General features: G+C 59.2%; 15 protein-coding genes. 4 read left to right on the top strand and 11 right to left on the bottom strand.

Annotated elements, in window-relative coordinates; all coding sequences use genetic code 11:
- Positions 1-95 precede the first annotated feature (95 nt).
- Positions 96-1,013 carry a DMT family transporter gene (locus FHT97_RS09300; protein WP_183861555.1) on the top strand — a complete coding sequence of 306 codons (918 nt, stop codon included), beginning with the start codon at positions 96-98 and terminating at the stop codon, positions 1,011-1,013.
- Here the strand turns inward: FHT97_RS09300 and FHT97_RS09305 are convergent.
- Together FHT97_RS09305 and greA are read right to left on the bottom strand one after the other, a co-directional pair.
- Complete coding sequence (locus FHT97_RS09305) at positions 1,010-1,855, bottom strand: GNAT family N-acetyltransferase (RefSeq protein WP_183861557.1); 846 nt, start codon at positions 1,853-1,855, stop codon at positions 1,010-1,012. The genes FHT97_RS09300 and FHT97_RS09305 overlap by 4 nt on opposite strands.
- Before the next feature lie 327 nt (positions 1,856-2,182).
- A complete protein-coding gene (gene greA, locus FHT97_RS09310) occupies positions 2,183-2,665 on the bottom strand; it encodes a transcription elongation factor GreA (RefSeq protein ID WP_183861559.1) in 483 nt (160 codons plus the stop codon).
- Positions 2,666-2,955: 290 nt separating this feature from the next.
- Between greA and FHT97_RS09315 the strand changes: the two genes are divergently transcribed.
- The gene (locus FHT97_RS09315; RefSeq protein ID WP_183861561.1) at positions 2,956-4,809 is read left to right on the top strand and encodes an SGNH/GDSL hydrolase family protein; all 1,854 of its coding nucleotides are present in this window, start codon (positions 2,956-2,958) and stop codon (positions 4,807-4,809) included.
- Here FHT97_RS09315 and FHT97_RS09320 read toward each other — a convergent pair.
- From FHT97_RS09320 to ung, 9 genes are all read right to left on the bottom strand, one after another.
- Positions 4,787-5,380 carry a DapH/DapD/GlmU-related protein gene (locus FHT97_RS09320; protein WP_183861563.1) on the bottom strand — a complete coding sequence of 198 codons (594 nt, stop codon included), beginning with the start codon at positions 5,378-5,380 and terminating at the stop codon, positions 4,787-4,789. The genes FHT97_RS09315 and FHT97_RS09320 overlap by 23 nt on opposite strands.
- Before the next feature lie 2 nt (positions 5,381-5,382).
- On the bottom strand, positions 5,383-6,714 hold the full coding sequence (locus FHT97_RS09325; RefSeq protein WP_183861565.1) for a hypothetical protein: 1,332 nt from the start codon (positions 6,712-6,714) through the stop codon (positions 5,383-5,385).
- Positions 6,714-8,012, bottom strand: a complete 1,299-nt coding sequence (locus tag FHT97_RS09330) for an oligosaccharide flippase family protein (RefSeq protein ID WP_183861567.1) — start codon at positions 8,010-8,012, stop codon at positions 6,714-6,716. The genes FHT97_RS09325 and FHT97_RS09330 overlap by 1 nt, the downstream gene beginning before the upstream one ends.
- On the bottom strand, positions 8,009-8,983 hold the full coding sequence (locus tag FHT97_RS09335; RefSeq protein ID WP_183861569.1) for an NAD-dependent epimerase/dehydratase family protein: 975 nt from the start codon (positions 8,981-8,983) through the stop codon (positions 8,009-8,011). Before FHT97_RS09335 ends, FHT97_RS09330 begins: the two co-directional genes overlap by 4 nt.
- Positions 8,984-8,999: 16 nt before the next feature.
- On the bottom strand, positions 9,000-10,265 hold the full coding sequence (locus FHT97_RS09340; RefSeq protein WP_259127156.1) for a glycosyltransferase family 4 protein: 1,266 nt from the start codon (positions 10,263-10,265) through the stop codon (positions 9,000-9,002).
- A gap of 66 nt (positions 10,266-10,331) precedes the next feature.
- Positions 10,332-12,167, bottom strand: coding sequence for a GNVR domain-containing protein (locus tag FHT97_RS09345; protein ID WP_246712588.1), 1,836 nt, complete (start codon positions 12,165-12,167; stop codon positions 10,332-10,334).
- Between the two features lie 169 nt (positions 12,168-12,336).
- Positions 12,337-12,945 carry an alpha/beta hydrolase gene (locus tag FHT97_RS09350; RefSeq protein ID WP_183861571.1) on the bottom strand — a complete coding sequence of 203 codons (609 nt, stop codon included), beginning with the start codon at positions 12,943-12,945 and terminating at the stop codon, positions 12,337-12,339.
- Positions 12,946-12,956: 11 nt separating this feature from the next.
- Positions 12,957-13,889 carry a VOC family protein gene (locus FHT97_RS09355; RefSeq protein ID WP_183755579.1) on the bottom strand — a complete coding sequence of 311 codons (933 nt, stop codon included), beginning with the start codon at positions 13,887-13,889 and terminating at the stop codon, positions 12,957-12,959.
- A gap of 139 nt (positions 13,890-14,028) precedes the next feature.
- A complete protein-coding gene (gene ung, locus FHT97_RS09360; protein ID WP_183861573.1) occupies positions 14,029-14,730 on the bottom strand; it encodes a uracil-DNA glycosylase in 702 nt (233 codons plus the stop codon).
- A gap of 152 nt (positions 14,731-14,882) precedes the next feature.
- Between ung and FHT97_RS09365 the strand changes: the two genes are divergently transcribed.
- Positions 14,883-16,307 (top strand): phosphomannomutase, encoded by a 1,425-nt coding sequence (locus FHT97_RS09365; RefSeq protein WP_183861575.1) that lies wholly within the window; start codon positions 14,883-14,885, stop codon positions 16,305-16,307.
- Between the two features lie 34 nt (positions 16,308-16,341).
- Positions 16,342-17,769: a mannose-1-phosphate guanylyltransferase/mannose-6-phosphate isomerase gene (locus FHT97_RS09370; protein ID WP_183755576.1), complete on the top strand. Its 1,428-nt coding sequence runs from the start codon at positions 16,342-16,344 to the stop codon at positions 17,767-17,769.
- Positions 17,770-17,786 lie beyond the last annotated feature (17 nt).

The raw sequence follows: 17,786 nt of genomic DNA on the forward strand, positions 1-17,786 counted from the left end.
TCGGCTTTTTACGTGACAAATCAGCCATCATCGGGCTATTGGCCAATCATATCCTGGGGTTGAGAACGCATCGCCGTCATCTGGAAGAATCGCCTGTGCAGGTTGCCGCTTATATTTCTCTCGTCGTCGCGGCATTGTGCTGGGGCGGAAACGCGGTAGCGGGCAAGCTCGCGCTCGGGCACGTCAGCCCGATGACGTTGACATTTCTGCGCTGGTTCCTTGCAACAGCGCTCATTGCCGCCGTTTCGGTCCCGCAATTGAAGCGCGACTGGCCGATCGTTCGCAAGAACCTGCCGCTTCTCTTCTTCTACGGCGTCGTCGGCTACACGCTTTTCAACGCGATGCTCTACTCCGCCGTCCAGTATACGACCGTGATCAATGTTGCGATCGAGCAGGCCGGCATCCCGATGCTGATCTTCCTCTTGAACTTTGTTTTCTTCCGCACAGGCGTTTCTACGGCGCAAGTCGTCGGCTTCGCGATGACCTTGGTCGGGGTCGCATTGACCGCCGCGCACGGCGACCTGAGGACGCTGCTACAGCTCGGCCTCAACCGCGGCGACGGACTCATGCTGATCGCCGTCGCCGCCTATTCGGTCTATACGATTTTTCTTCGCTGGAAGCCGCCACTCGATTGGCGCACGCTGATGGCCGTTCCCGCACTCGGCGCGACGCTCACTGCCGTGCCGCTACTCATCTGGGAGGGCAGTCAAGGCGCCATTCAACTGCCCGACAACAGCGGCTGGCTGATCGCCTTTTACACCGCGATCTTCGCCTCACTCCTCGCGCAAATCCTCTACATCAAAGGCGTTGAGGCGATCGGCGCAAACCGGGCCGGTCTCTTCATCAATCTCGTGCCAGTTTTCGGAACGCTGTTGTCGGTCGCCCTGCTTGGCGAGCATTTGCAGGCCTTTCACATCGTTGCGTTGGCGCTTGCATTGGGCGGCATCGCCATTGCCGAAAAGGGCCGCCCCCAGACAGCCGTCTCCACCGCCCCTGCATCACCAATGGATTAGCCGAGTTCCAGCGTCGTTACACCAAAGACGTTCTTCAGCGGAACGACCGGCGCGGCGCCGCGATACATTCGAGCCGTTTCGAAGACGGGCGCCAAGCCCATCTCCTCTGCAAGCGCAATCGCCTCGCCGTTGCTGGCGGGGATGTCGATGAAGACCCTCGCTCCTTTTGCCTGCGGTGCCAGCAACGAAAGCAACGCTGCGGCGCTATCCTTGTCGGCAGCAAACAGCGGGCCGAGCTTGTAGCCGTCGTAACAACGACGGATCGTGCCATACCCGCGGATCTTGCCGCTCCTGCGCACCACGGCCGAGTGCCTGTCCCTGCGGGCCGCACACCACGACGCCACAAATGCTGGCCGCGGGGCGGGAAAGATGGTCGCGTCATAGCGCAACAATCCGTCAAGTTTGTCGGAGACAGCCTGCGCGACAAGCGTCGAGGCCGGCAGGGCTGATATCACGCCGCCGTAGCGAACCGTCCGATAGGCCTCTTCGAAGCCGGCCTTGCGGTAGTTACCCTGCTGAGCGGCGACGCCATCCAGGCCGATGCTGCGGCCCTCCGCGGACGCCATGCCGGCATTCCAGATGGCTTTGCCGTAGCCGCGGCCGCGAAAATCCGGATGCACGATATAGAGTCCGAGGAAAGCAAAGTCGTCGCCATACTTGACGACCGAAATCGAGGCGACCGGCACCTCCCCGAGCACGCCAACGAAAAATCCGGAGGGGTCCGCATCGTGAAAGGCAATCGAGTCGTCGAGGCCAGGATTCCAGCCCTCCTGACGCGCCCATTCGAGCACTAGCTCCAACTCACCGGGTCGCATCGGGCGAACGGCAAACTCCGAATTCATGCAACGTCCTTAAATCAGATCGACCGCAAGCCTATACCCGCGGCAAAAGACAAGAATGAAAGTCTAACGGCGCAAAGTCGGCCGGGAGCGAAGAAACATGTTCATGGCCGAGGCGATCTACATCGATCGTCATGAGGCACGACCCGAAATTCTTCGCATCGCAATCATCATGGAACAGGGAGAATACAATCTCAAGGGAATTACTTAAGAGAACATAAAGACATGGTAAGTTCTCAGTAACGACCATCAGACGAGCAACTGGATTTTATATCGTGCCAGGATGCCCATCTTCGATAAAAACGCTCCGCAGGACGCGGAAGCGACGCCCTACGCGATCGCGATAACCTCGAGTTCCTGGCCACCGACAGTGGCGACATCTCCAATCGACTTGCCGATTAGGGACCTTGCCACTGGGGACACGAAGGATATCGATCCCGCTTTGGGATCAGCCTCGTCCTCTCCAACAACGCGATATGTCTGCACACGCCCGTCGTCGCGGCTGAACGTCACGGTGCTTCCAAAGGCCACTTGATCGAACGAAGACGGGTCGGGAATAACCTCGGCGGTGCGAACGCGAGTCGCGAGGTAGCGTAGGTCTCGCAAGGGATTCGCAGCCTGCCGCCGTCGCTCATTGATGTCCTCGATAGTGCTTGCGGCATCGAATGCGTCGCGCGCCTGCTGGAGCTGCAATTCCAGAGCCTTCAATCCCGCTTCGGTCACAAGGTTCGGATGCGGCGAAATTGGACGATCCGGCAGCAAAGTTTCAGATGCGGCTTCAGCACTTTCTTCTTTGACGAAAGCAACACTCAATTTCGCAACTCCGTTTGGGCGCCTCGTGGTCTCCCGGCGCACCGGCGACAGGTCATCCCGACTGATGGAACGACAATACCCTGTCCATGTTATAGCATCTCTTCCAGTGGTCCCAGCGGGAAGAACGCCGGCTCGGACAAAACCACACCTCCCAACTTGAGCACCGCCGGCGACCACCGCAATGCGCGGCAAATGCCCGCCGACGCAATCTGGTCATGTGCGCGAACGTCCCCGCCCGCCCAACATGAAATAGGATCATAGTCCCATTTACTGTTGTGGAGGTCTCAATAATGTTTCTCGGTCTCGATATCAGTGCCGGCTGCCCCGCCCATCGCGACGGGACCAGGCCGCGCTCCATCGTCGCCTTCGGCGACAGTCTGACGGCAGGCGCGGGCGCGTCTTCGTCAGACCACTCCTATCCCGCTCTGGCAGCTTCGCTATTCAACCCACCTCGCACTGTCATTAATCGCGGGGTCGGCGGCCAGACCTCGACCCAGATCGCTTCCCGTCAGGGAGGCACGCCCCTGCTGCTCGCCGTCCAGGGTACTGAAACCAAGAACCTCTATCCCCGCAGCCGAGACTGGATGACCTCGTTTGATGCAGGCGTCATCAACGGACTCACTCACGAATTGGTAGCGGCAGGGGTTGATGAAAACGGACTTCCCTATGGCGACGTTCGCGTTCACGGAATGGCAACCGGATCGTTCACGGATGTCGGTCGACAGATATACAGCTCCATCGCCGCAAACCTGAAAGTCGAAGCTGGCAGCCGCTGGACTATCTCTGGCGAGGCTCAACTGGTTGGCGGCTCCACCAGCGGCGTGAACGGTTTCAATCTCCTGCTCATTCAAGCTGACGAGGCCGGCGGCTACCTCAACGAAATCGCGTCGCCAGGTTTTCCACTCGATGGTGCGCGCAATTCCGTATCGGAAAGCGGTGAAGCAACCCACGCCTTTATTCGCTCGACCTTCCTGCTGAATGTTGCCGTCGGCAGCACTATCGACATCACGCTTCGCATCTTTCCGGGCCAGTTCGAGGCCGGCCCGCTGCGAACCTCCCTGCAACTCACACCTGGCGACGGAACGATCAACCTCTACAATCCGACCTTCTCTACGACATCCCGCTTCGGCACCAGCGCGAACGGCTGGACCCCGCGCGTCCAGGATGGCCACACAACCCCGCTACGGGTGGAAAGCAGCAAACTACTGGTCAGCAACGACGACGCCGGAATCCTTCGCGGCTGCGAGATCGCCCTGGCGGCGGTGCCACAGGGCAAAACCATTCGCGTCGGCTTCGATCTCGACTTCATCGAGGGTGGCGGCCTTGTCCAGATCGGCGGCCTCAATGCACCCGGTGGCAGTTGGGCGGCGGAAACCGCCGAAGGAAATGCAACCTCGGTTATCAGCTACCGTGGCCACCACGAAGTGATCTTAACCAGTGGCAACAGCACTTTCGGTAACGAGTCGTGCGGTGCGATCGCGTTTGTCAGCAGCGACAGCTATGTCACCTGGTCGCTTGACAACATCTCCATCGAGTGGGGCGATAGCAGCCCGCAAATTCCCGTCACCTACAAATCCGCGGACATCTTCATCGATTCCGGCGCTCACCGCGGCAGCGCTTCCGGCACGCTGGTCGGCATCAAAGGATCGATCTCCGCCGATGCCGCAGGCAATTGGAGCTTTACGCGAAGGTCCGCAGGCGACAGCGCCGGCGTGCCCTATTCCGCAACCTTCCTTTTGGACGACGCCATCGCGACACGAGGAGACGTCCAGTGGATCTGGGCCGGCCGCAACAACGCCAGCGCTCCAGCTACGGTTATGTCCGATATCGCAGCAATGGCAAATCGGGTAGCACGCGGGCGATATCTCGTTGGCTCGATCCTGCCTGCGGCAAGCGACACACCCGAGGCGATGCAGCAGATATCGGAGCTGAATGCGGCTCTCAAGACCGTCTACCAAAACCACTTTGTCGATCTTCAAGCTGCCCTTCAGTCCGCAGCCAACCAGACTTCTGGCGATCAGGAGGACGTGGCGGCCGGCCTGGTGCCACGATCGCTGCGGGCTGATGCAATCCACCTCAATGATCTAGGCTATGCGGTCGTCGCCGCCGCCTGGGCTGGCGCTACGATCGTCCAGGGCTGGTAAACAGCACGCGCTTGCGCAGGAAACGCGCCGGGTTGCCGGCAAAGATCGTCCAGGCCGGGATGTTGCTGAAGGCGACGCCACGCGCACCGAGGACAGAGCCCTCTTCTAAAATTACGCCGGGGCCGACAAAGGCCTCGGCCGCCACCCAGGCATTGGCCCCGATCGTGATCGGATGTGCCTCCAGCTGGAAATAGGGATCGTCCACTACATGACTACCGGCGCAAAGATGCGCGCCTTGTGAGATCACGGCATTCCGGCAGATGCGGATCGGCGCCATCGCATAGCAAATGACACGCGGGCCAATCAGTGCGTTCTCTTCCATCACCAGGTTCGGTGGATACCAGATCCTTGCCGAACCATGAACGCGGGCGTTGGCCGCCAGTTGTGCGCCGAACATGCGGAGCAGCATCGCCCGCCATCGATGCAAGGGGGCCGGCGTCCAACCAGCGAGAAGCATCCACGCGACCGCCCACGCGGCCCGTAACATCCTGTGCTGCAGCGAAAAGCTTGGGCCGCCGGTGCGCGAGCCGCTTTTCCTTGCGTCGAGGATGCCCAAGGCATGCTGTTCCATTATCATCGCCTCCAAGCTCGAACGGCGGCTAACTGTGCCGGTGGCTGGACGAACCGCCGGAGCGAGACCGAAAGCAGCTTCGCGACAAACAGTTGACAGACGAAAAGCGGAAGCACCGCACCCACCGGCCCACGCAGAAGAATGGGCAAGGACGCTGCGATGAAGAATTGGAGTACGCGAACCCCGAAGAACCTGTCCTGGTTGAACCGGATCATCGCTCCCAGCAGAAATGCACATGCGAAGCCGCCAAGCACGACGCCCACAAACCCGAAATCCATGTAGAAATCGCAGCCGAGAAAGAGGGAGAGGTTTGGCGTCCCGTACATGCCGGCGGCAAAGAGATCATTGCCGATATCAAGCCCGCCGACGATCGGTTTACCCGGCCAGACGGCGCGGGGAACGAAGAACAGTACGACAGCGGTCAGCTTTTCGCCCCACATGAGATCATGCGTCGACATGTAGCGGACGGAGTGGACAGCCATGTCAAACACATCGACGGAAGGGATGTCAAAGAAGTTCCCGACAACCGAGACCTGCGACAGATCCTGCAATCCCTCCAATCCTGAGCGTGTCGTTATATTGAGGATCGGAAACAGGATCGTCAGCGCCACCAGGCCACAAAGGTAGAATTTCGCCGCCGATAGCTTGCCACCAGCGAGTGCCAGGAACACGGGTCCCCACACCGCCAGCAGCACGAAGCGTGGTGCATTGAACGGGTTTCTGGCGACCGCCAGCAAAACCAGAACGAGCAGCAGCATCGACACCGCGGTAAGCCTACGCGGCGATAAGCGACAGTATGCTGCCACCAGGCAAGCACTCGCAGATTGAACGGCCAGAAATAGCATGCTCGCGATGAAGGGCTGCGAGCCATCCTGCTCCAAGCGCGATGAAAGCAGCCTTTCGAAGCCACCTTCGGACATGGCGAACAGGATGAAGGCAACGACGTTGAGGAAGAGGATGAAAGGTATAGCAGGTCGGACATCGGTCGCCGCCGGCTGTTCATCGGATTGCATCGACACGAAGAGGAATGGGAAGGCAAAGACAACGACGACCAGCATCGCCAGAGCGTACTCGGCCGGATCGTAGGCGTAGGCCGTTATCGCAGTCGCGCCACCGATCCGGTCCCCATGAATTCGCTGCAACGGCGAGATCACAAAATAGATAAACAGACAGAACCAGAAAATGTCGCCAATCTCGAAATCGCGCGATCGCAGGCGCCCCAAACCGACGATCACAATGGCGAACAGCGGCAAGCTCAGGCCGACCACGAAAAGACTGTCGGCGAAAGGCAAGTTGAGGAGGTAGAGTGCCAGCACCGTCCCGAGCCTGATCATCACTTCCCTCGCCATGCCGGTAGACCACGACGAAAGAGCAGATACCAAAGGCCCAACGCGCCCGCGGCATGCGAGACCACCTCGGCAACCGCAAGCCCAGCAAGACCAAGCCAGTAGCCGAGCGCGGCAGTTGCGACGAAACAGATCAGCATGGCGCCATTGGCCGACAAGGCGACCGCGCGGTAGTGCCCCAGTGCCTGTGCCGCCTGGGATAGCGTCGACACCAATGCACCGCTCAGTATCCCAAACGAGAAAAGACTGACAACACCGGCCGCTGCGGCGATCGCAGCATGTGTCGATCCGGCGATCAGCAAACCGGCTATCAAAAGGCCAGATGAACCAGATACGGAAATCCATGTGGCCAAGCGCTGAACGCCGAATGCTGTCCAAACCGGGCTGACGCTCGTGGCAATCCTGTGTACGAGCAGAGGAAAATGCGCTCGGCGGACAGATTCCAGGACCTGCGAGCCCGCTGCCGTAATCTGCCGACCGTAGAGAAAAATCGCCGTCGGTCCCTGGCCAAAAAGCAGTGAGCAGATAATGAGCTGGAATCGAAACGACAGCTGCCCCGGCAGTAGCGCAAGCAAGACCGACACTCCTTCGCGGACAAGGTCCGTGCAGCGTCGCCATGTCACCGATATCCTCCCAGGAGGGCGGCCGACATGGCAAAGGGTCAACAACTGCATGGTGACGGCGATGCCGCATCCCATCGACAAGGCCGCCCCGAGAATCAGACCAGACTGGTTGGCCGAAAGACCGCTCGCAGGCAGCAGCGCTGCCCCAGAGCAGAGGTACGTCGCCATGCCGGTCACCCCGCTCAGTCCACTCAGCTTCAGTCCATCAAGAATGCCGCCGGCGTTGAAAGCCCAGAATATGAGGGCCGGAGTGGCCGCTGTGAGGTAGGCGCAGCTGAAGTCATCCCACGACCACAGCGCGTACGACAAACCAATCAATGCGACAGCAATGGCCACGCAAAGCCGCACCATGCTTCCGGACCAGAAGCAGTGTCGGATCTCCGCACCGTCACCCTTGACATCTGCTAAGGCAACTCTGCGGGCGACCGAGGTCATGCATCCAAAATCGACAATCATCAGCGCGAGAACAGCAAAGGAAAAACATGTCCCGAAGCGCGCCAGTAGCTCGAGTTCCCCCCGACTGACCAGCAGGGTCTGCGCGAGAAAGATCGATCCCTGCCCTATCCCGAAGCTCGCAATCAACAGCGCTGCGTTGCCGGTTCCCCGCCACGACAGGCCTCGCTCACCACGTACCTTTGCCTGGTGAGCACCGATCGCCGTCATGCGGCCACTCGGATCAACTGGCTCTCGATCCAGGCATAAGTTGCCTCCAAACCGGTAATGAGGCTTTGCGCTGGTCGCCAGCCCAGCTTCTCCTCGATCAAACGATTATCGGAGTTCCGCCCGCGGACACCAAGGGGACCGGGAATATGTCGCTTCTGAAGCCGCTTGCCGGCGATGGCACAGACCATGTCAACGAGCTGGTTGATAGTCACCATCTCGTCCGACCCGATGTTGACCGGTCCCTCGAAACCGGAGCGCATCAGGCGTGTCGTTCCCTCCAGACATTCGTCTATGTAGAGGAAAGAGCGGGTCTGCAGGCCATCACCCCAGATCTCGATTTCATCGCCATGCGAGGCGATCGCAACCTTGCGGCAGATTGCAGCTGGCGCTTTTTCCTTGCCGCCTTGCCATGTACCGGAAGGTCCGAAGATGTTGTGGTATCGCGCAACGCGGTTCTTCATTCCATGGTTGCGGTTGTAGGCGAGAAAGAGGCGCTCGGAGATGAGTTTCTCCCACCCATATTCGCTGTCTGGCGCGGCGGGATAGGCCGATGATTCCGCGCAATTGGGATTGTCCGGATCTTCCTGATTGTACGCAGGATAGATGCAGGCCGAAGAGGAGTAGAAAATTCGCTCGACATTCTGACGGCGGCAGATTTCGGCGACATTGAGGTTGATGGTTGCAGAATTGTGGATGATGTCGGCGTCGTGCTCGCCGGTGAAGATATACCCAGCCCCGCCCATGTCAGCGGCCATCTGGTAGACCTCGTCGAAGCGACCGTCGATGACCCTCTCGCAAACATCCTGCCGGCGAAGGTCACCCGCAATGAATTCGTCGGCTACCGTCGCTTCATATTCCGGATACTTGAGATCGACGCCGCGAACCCAGAACCCCTCATGCTTCAACCGTCGGACAAGGTGGCTGCCGATGAAGCCTCCGGCACCACAGACAAGAGCAGTTTTCCCCAGCACCTTACGCCCCCCAGCGCTATTTTGCCTGCAACTCCATCAAGAACAGCCGTTCAAGAATTCCCTCAAATCGATCCGCAATCCGATCAATCCCGAAACTTCTCTCGGCATACGCGCGACCATTTGCGCCAAGCTTCGCCCGGACCTCCGCACGCTCAGCCAACTGACGAAAATTGGTCACGAAATCTGCGTGATTGCCGGGTTCCGAAACGAGCCCGGCTTGCTCCCGCTCGAGGATTCTCCGAGCGAGATTTCCTGCGGGGATGGCGGCGAGTACTGGCTTCCCGGAGCAGAGGTAAGTGAGTACCTTCGACGGCACCGAAAAGATCCCAGCATCGGCTTCGATCATGGCGATCAGTATGTCGGCATCAGCCAACACCCCCGGCAGATCCGAGAATCGAACCCACGGTCGGACCACGAGGTTGGTTATGCCTTCGGTCTTTGCACGATGCGCGAGCTCGTCTGCCGCGCGGCCCTCGGAGAGGACGTCAATCGTCACGGTCAGCGCTTTCGCCGCAGAAAGAAGAACCTCGGGATTGTGCTTGTAGCCCAACGTTCCCGCGTAAACGGCGTGTATCGTTCCATTTCCCGGCTTCGCTCGCCCTTGCGCGCTCACATCATTCAGCGGCGCCCAATTTTCAATGACGGAAATATCGTGAGTTGAGACGCCGTTGTTGCAAAGAAACGGGACAAAGTCGTCCGTGATCGCGACGATATGGTCGCTTCCCCTCAAGAGGTCGTATTCGAGCTTGCGATAGCGCTTGGCGACAAGGCTGCCGAGCACCGGAAGCTTACGGGGCAAGATGCGGCCGATCGCTTCGCTATAGATATCCTGAAGCCAGAAGACGAATTTTGCTCCGATCGCCCGTGTCGCTTTGTAGATCACGGCTTGGGTATCCAGCGGGGCGTTGGAGGAAATAACGACCTCCGGCCGAAATTGCTGGATTTGAACTGCAACCAACCGTCCGGTTTCGATCTCTTGGGACCTTCGCCTGAGGAAACTGTTCTTGTGAAAGACTCCGTCCAGACGAACACCTGCGATCTGCAAGCTCGTGGGATCATCCGAACGGTTCGTCAGGTCGCCCTTAGGGGTTTGAAAGCTCTCTGAATGGACGTGGAAAACCTGATGGCCGCGTTCTGCAAGACAGCGCGACAGCTCGACCTGAAAAGGGTGACCCGAGTAATCATGAATAAGTATACGCCGTCGGCAATTCATGTCTTTTCTCAGATGAAATGAAGAAAAAGATGCCGCAAATTGACCGCCCCAGCAGAAAGCCGCCGCCACTGCTGTATTCCAACCACCCCCGCGCAGCCTGCTGCTCGGCTGAAGCCTACGCCACGCACGCAGTTCTTAGGCACTTGCAAGAACATAATGCCCTCCAACCGCGAACCACTTGCGTTGATCCCGTCTGTTCAGCACCGCGATGATTGGCGCTGCATCTCTCGTATGGCCCCTTAGGGCGGTGACTGCCTTTCGCGCGGCCTTTTGAGGCGTAGTCGCCCACTGCACGACGAAGAGCACAGCGTCGCTCAGCCGCGCGAGATAGAGGGCATCAACAGCCGCCTCCATTGGAGGCGTGTCGACGATAATGTAGTCGAAGTGCTGGCGTGCTCGCTCCAGCAGTTTCCTGACCCGCGGCCCCATCAGAAGCTCGTCCGTCGGAAATTCGGCGGGCCGTGCGCCGAGGATCACGGAGAGGTTGGTAGCGTGATCTGTCACCACCATGTTCGCGAGACCGGGATCAGGCTCGCCACGCAAAAGATTGACGAATGCCGATGTCGGCTCGCGATCGACATGCCGATGGATGCTGGGCTTGCGAAGGTCGCAATCGACGAGCAGTGTCCGCTTTCCGGCCAAAGCATAGGTACGTGCCAGGGAGGTCGCGAGCGTTGACCTTCCCTCTCCAGAGAGCGCCGAAGCAACCATAACGACGACGCCTGTTTCGGTCTCAGGTTCGAGGAGCCCGGCATTTCGCAATAACGTCTGATCCAGCGACACGCGGATGCGTCGCAGTGATTCAGAGAAGAGCGAGAGCGGGGCTGACATGATTGTGTCGGAAAGGCCTCGCCCGTGCGGCTTTTCAACTTCGCTGCCTGCCTGATCCGGCGTTACCGAGGCGAGCGGAATGTTCAGTACTGCGCTTACCTGATCCTCACTTGTAAAGCCGCCTATAAAGAATTCCCGGAGCAAGGCGCCTCCAATGCCCAGACCCAGCGCCAGGATGGCCATCACTGCGAGCACAAGACCTTTCCTCGGATACGATGGCTCGATCGGGGCGAGCGCTGCGGATACTATGCGACTGTCGGCGACCTGGAGACTCGCCTGCGCCTCGAAATCCTGCAGTCGCGTCAAAAGGTTCTGATATTGGGTCCTTGCGACCTGCGCCGATTGCTGCAGCGCATAGTATTGGGTGAGGATTTCCGAGGATACACCGCGCCCGTAGCTTGGACCGCGCGCATCGGAGGCGGTTTCGCCAAATTGCGCGTCCGCCAGCCGCAACTGCTGCAGCGATCCGGCGGCTTGGAGATTGCCATGGGAGGTGACGAACAGATCGAGATTTCGCTCATTCTGCGCAAGGACGTCTCGAGCGGCCGTGACCTGATGCTCGAGAATCTTGCCGGCCGAGACTGTATTCGCGACTTTTGCCTCGACCTGTTTCTTGATGTAGACAGCCGTCACAAGATTTGCGAGCCGCGCCGCCTTCTCGGCATCCTTCGACGTCACACCGACGGTGATAAGATAGGTCAGACCTTCGCGGCGAACCCGGACCGCGTACCTGAAAGAGTTAAGAACGGCCCCAATCGCCTTGTCGCCCGACGACGCCGTCCGCTTGAGGCCAACGACGGCCAGTAGCGGTTCCATGAAACCATTGGATGTAAACTCCGGGTCGGAGAGGAGATTGCCGTCCCTTATGACGTCGAGGAGCACTGCATCGGATCGAACGATGCGAACCTCGCCCTCTACTCGGGAGTTGTCGGTCAGGCCGCTTGTGGCGGCAGTATTGGGGTCGAGAAGATTCTTTGAACTCGTATCGACAAGAACCAGCGACTGAGCGGTATACCGCGGTGAGAGAGAGAAGAGGACAGCAACACTCAGCAGGAAGATCGGCAGAGCCACCGCCAATATTGTACGGACTTGCCGGTGGGCTAGTCCAATCAGCATTCGAGGGTCTGCGACATCGTTCATGCGAATGCAAACCCTCAACCGATACAGCCGAATACTCGCTCAGGTTTTATCGCGCAAACAATTACCACAGCAGGGACGCTTCACAACCACAGATAATCCTATTGGATTATCACCCCCTGCATTTGAATGAAGCCTGCCGGATGGTCGAGGGCCATCCGACAGGAGTTGCTTAGCGATATGGCTCGAAGAACCTCTGAATGGCATCGATTTCGTTCTGCCTGATATCGTGCCCACCGGCATGCCATTCCGTCGTGGTGGAAGCATTCTGCGCCTCAAAATACTCCGCCAAGGCCCTCGTCACGGGCGCAGGACTGATCGGGTCGCGCTCACCGGCAGTGATCAGTACCTTTCGTCCGCCGAGCGCTGGATTTGCCTTCGGTTGAAACGGGATCAGCGGGTGCATCAGAACCGAAGCATTGAACAATCCCTTTTCGATCAGCACGTTGGCAAGGATATTTGCGCCGTTCGAGAAGCCAAGCCCGAGGACATCGGTCGCCTCATGTTCTTTCGCAAGCGTTGCGACAAAGGACACCATCTTTTCCGTTGCTCGAGCAAGATCCGCCATATCGTAGACGCCCTCGCCGGTACGCTTGAAAAAGCGTGCTGCGCCGAACTCGGAAACATCGCCGCGCGGCGATACGATCGTCGCTTCCGGCAACAAGCGTCGCCCAAAATCAAAAAACTGGTTCTCGTCGCCGCCCGTTCCGTGCAGTACGACAAGAATGGGCTTTCCGGGTGCACCGGCCTGGAGCCGGTGCACATAGCTGTTATCGGTCATCGTGTGTCCCCTTAGGCTTCCAACGGCTGCAGGTGCTGCTCGATAAGAGCGCGCATGTGCTGATGTTGCTGCGGCAGTTTCAGTGCTTCACCGAGATGCGCCGTGTCCTCGTCACGGTTGAAGCCGGGTTCGTTGGTCGCAATCTCAAACAAGATGCCACCTGGGGTGCGGAAGTAGATCGCCCAGAAGTAATCGCGGTCGATGACAGGCGTAACCTGATATCCCGTATCCATCAGCGCTTTGCGCACTTCGAGCTGCTTCTCGCGGTTCTCCACGGCGAAAGCGACATGGTGCACCGAACCTGCGCCTGGCAGAGCTCGCGAGAGGTTTGGCATGGTTTCCAGGTCGACGAGATGGGCACCGTTTCCGCCGGGAATGGTCAGGCGCTTCACGCCATCGCGCTCTTCCTGGACTTCGTAGCCCATGAATCTAAGCAGCTCGGACGTGGCGCCGTCATCGCGCAGTCGCATGGCGACCGAGTGAAACCCGCGGATCGCGTGGTCCTCGCTGATGCCGCCGTGCGTCCAGGGCAGACGATCGTCTTCCTTGACTTCAACCAGCGCAAAGCCGTCGCCATCGGGACCGCCAAAGTTCAGGCGCTTTTCGCCGAATGCTTCCTCGGTCTTCAGGCCGGTGACATTCAATTTGTTCAAACGATCGCTCCAGAAACCGAGCGAACCCTGCGGGACAGAGAAAACGGTGGTCCCGACCTCACCGGTTCCCGGACGTCCTTGCGGCATCTTCGGGAATGGGAAGTACGTCATGATCGTACCTGGCGCGCCGGTCTCGTCACCATAGTAGAGGTGATAGACGTCAGGTGCGTCGAAGTTCACGGTCTTCTTGACGCGACGCAGACCGAGCGCATTGGTGAAAAACTGGTTGTTGGTGCGGGCATCCTCCGCCATCGATGTGACGTGGTGCAGACCCTTGATTTGATCGAGCATTTGAGACCCCTTTCTTGCCCGCCTCGCGGGCTTCGGATGGGATATAGATGATCGCTAAGGGTCGATCGGAATAGCCCCGACGACCAGAACGCATTGTCTCCTTTTAGTGAACGACAAATAAAGATCGTTCAGAAAGAGCCTAAAGATCAGTTGGGTTCGTGGGCAACTGCCAGTCGATCGGCGCCCGGCCGCGCGCCTGCAAGAAGGCATTGGCCTTGGAAAAATGGCCAGAGCCAAAGAAGCCGCTGTGTGCGGAAAGTGGCGACGGATGCGGCGCCTTCAACACCAGATGACGCGACGTATCCACGAAGGCGGCCTTCCTTTGCGCATAGGAGCCCCAAAGCATGAAGACCACCGCGTCGCATTCGTCGTTGACCTTGCGAATGACAGCGTCGGTGAAGCGCTCCCACCCCTTGCCCTGGTGCGATGCAGCCTGAGCCTCCTCGACCGTCAGCACGCTGTTCAGCAACAGCACGCCCTGCCGCGCCCAATGTTCCAGAAATCCATGCCGCGCCGGCTGAACTCCCAGGTCGCTTTGCATTTCCTTGTAAATATTGACGAGTGAGGGCGGAATTCGCACGCCCGGTCGGACGCTGAAGCAAAGGCCATGCGCTTGCCCGAGTCCATGATAAGGGTCCTGCCCGAGGATCACGACCTTGACGTCCGCCAGTGGCGTGAGGTCGAGAGCGCGGAAGTACTCAGACCCCTTCGGAAAGATCCTTTTTCCTCCCTGCTTCTGGGCGAGGAGGAACGCCTTTAGCTGCTGCATGTAGAGACTGGAGAATTCGCCAGCGAGTGCGTTCTTCCAGCTCTCCTCCAGCGCGATCGATTGTTCATCCATTGACAGTCCTCATCCGCTTCTGCGCGCTTTCAACTTGCCTCGAGGCGGGAATTGGCGGACATTTTATTGTTGGCCGTCGGCAATATTTACAAATGCGGGGTAGATTGCGTTCAAATCGCAGGTGAATTCAAGCGCGTCGGGAACCTTTCAAGATGAAATTCGGAACAAGTGGACTTCGCGGCCTGTCTGTCGACCTCAAGGGGCGCGCTTCGGCACTTTATGCCACCGCGTTCGGACGCTACCTGCTCGACAGCGGACTGGCGCGCGCGGGCGACGCCATCCTGATCGGCCGGGACTACCGGGATTCGAGTCCAGAAATCACGGCCAACTGCACTGATGCCCTTGTCAGCCTCGGTTTCGATGTCCAGGACTGCGGCACGCCGCCGACGCCAGCCCTTGCGCTTTATGGTCTCCAGCAAAAGGCCGCCTGTCTGATGGTGACCGGTTCGCACATACCTGCTGATCGTAACGGCATCAAGTTCTATCGGCCGGACGGCGAGATCGACAAAGCAGACGAGGCGGCAATCACCGCTTTGGCAACAGAACTCGATCGTACCGGCTTTGCGTTTGCGCCCCGCGGCACACGTCCGCACGAGGTTTCGTCCGAATGCCTGACGGCCTTCCGCGAACGGAATGCCAATATTCTTCCCGCGGGCGCGCTTGCTGGCCTCAAGGTCGGCATCTACCAGCATAGCACGGTCGCCCGCGACCTGCTTGTGGATCTCTTGAAGCATTACGGCGCGACAGTTGTCCCGTTTGGCCGGTCAGAGACATTCAATCCTGTCGACACCGAAGCCGTTTCCGAAGAAACGATTGCCAAACTGACGGATGCCGCCAGACAACATGACCTCGATGCGATCGTCTCCGCCGATGGGGATGGCGATCGTCCGCTGGTGACAGATGAGACGGGCACGCCGCTGCGCGGTGATCTTCTTGGATTGATCGCCACAAACTTCCTCGGTGCGACCGCAGTGGTTACACCGGTTACGTCGAATTCCGGGATCGAATCTGCGGGGCGCTTTAGCGTCATTCGCACCCGCGTCGGCTCCCCCTTTGTGATATCGGGCATGCAAGAGGCAATCACAGCGGGCCAGAACCATGTCGCAGGCTTCGAGGCGAATGGCGGCGTGCTGACGGCGAGCGATTCCGAAGTCAACGGCCACACGCTGCGCGCCCTGCCGACGCGCGATTGCTTCGTGCCCATCCTGGCGACGCTGTTTCTTGCAGCATCCAGACGGCAGCCGCTTTCGGTCATCGTTGCTTCCTACGGCCTGCCGTTTACCATGGCTGACCGTCTCGAAGACTTTCCGGTTGAGACAAGTGCCCGTCTGATGGCGCATCTCCGTTCCGGGTCTTCCAACCTCGCGGCGTTTCTGGAGCCGATCGGCAAAGTTGGCAGCGTCAGCGATATCGACGGGCTGCGTGTCACGCTGAAGGACCGACGAATCATTCATTTCCGTCCCTCCGGCAATGCTCCGGAAATGCGCTGCTACGTTGAGGCAGAAGGCGAAGCCGCCGCCGCAGCGTTGCTCGGTGCCGGACTGCAACGCATCCGCTGGTGGGCCAAGACGAACTGATCGACCAAGCAAGAGATAGTCAAGGATATTAGAGATGACGAAGAAGATCGTTCCCGTGATCATGGCAGGCGGCAAAGGTACTCGGCTTTGGCCATTGTCACGCGCTGCAGCACCGAAGCAGTTCATCCGTTTCGTTGGCGACAAGACACTTTTTCAGGAAACGCTGCGGCGCGTGTCCGATCCCGCGCTCTACGAAGCGCCCGTGATTCTTACCAACGAAGAATTCCGCTTTCTCGTCGCCGAGCAAGCGCGTGAGCTGGACATCGACCTCGCCGCCATCTTGCTCGAACCGGTTGCCCGCAATACCGCCGCCGCCGTAGCCGCCGCTGCGACGCTGGTACGCGACCGTTTTGACGAGGACACCATTATGCACGTGCTCGGCTCCGACTACGAAATCGTTGCCGACGACACCTACTTTGGCTGTGTCAACATTGCTGCCGCAACGGCGGCCGAGGGAAAGCTGGCAACTTTCGGCATACAGCCGACCGAGCCTGCAACGGGCTACGGCTACATCGAGGGTGGGGAGCAGCTTCCTTCGGGTGCTCGGGTGGTGGCACGATTCATCGAAAAGCCGCCACTCGCCAATGCAGAAGAAATGCTCGCCGCTGGCGGTTTCTATTGGAATTCCGGCATGTTCATGTTTTCGGTTTCGCGTCTGCTCGCCGAAATGCGCACCTATGCTGCACCGGTATTGAAGGCAGCAGCCGACTCGCTCGCAAAAAGCGTCAGGGATCTCGACTTCATCCGTCTCGACAAGGCAGCGTTCTCCGCGGCCCCGAACATCTCGATCGACTACGCGATCATGGAGAAGACGAGCAACGCCGCCGTCGTCCCCTCGCCGTTCAAGTGGTCCGACCTCGGCAGCTGGGATTCCGTCTGGAAGAGCGGTAGCCGCGATGAATATGGCAATGTGGCAGCCGGCAATACGACGGTCGTCAACACCAAGAACTCGCTCATCATGACACATGGTGTACACCTAGCCGTCCAGGGCATGGACGATATCGCTGTCATCGCCAGCGAGGACGCCGTGTATGTCGGCCGACTGCAGGACAGCCAGGACGTCGGCAACCTCGTGAAGATGCTCGCCTCCGCCCCCACGACATCGCAGCTGACCGAGACCCATCCCACCTCCTACCGGCCTTGGGGCGGCTATACCTCGGTGCTGAACGGCGACCGCTTCCAGGTGAAACGCATCTTCGTCACGCCGGGCAAGAAACTGTCACTACAGAAGCACCACCACCGCTCCGAGCATTGGATCGTCGTCAAGGGCACGGCCGAGGTGACCATCGGCGAGAACGTGCAGATGCTGAGAGAGAACGAATCCGTCTACATCCCGCTCGGCGAAATCCATCGCCTGGCCAACCCGGGCAAGATCATGCTCGAGCTGATCGAAGTGCAGACCGGATCCTATCTCGGCGAAGACGATATCATCCGTATCGTGGACGAGTTCGGCCGCAGCTGATCACTGTTGTCTTGAAC

It is taken from the genome of Rhizobium sp. BK399, from assembly GCF_014194695.1.
Lineage (GTDB): Bacteria > Pseudomonadota > Alphaproteobacteria > Rhizobiales > Rhizobiaceae > Rhizobium.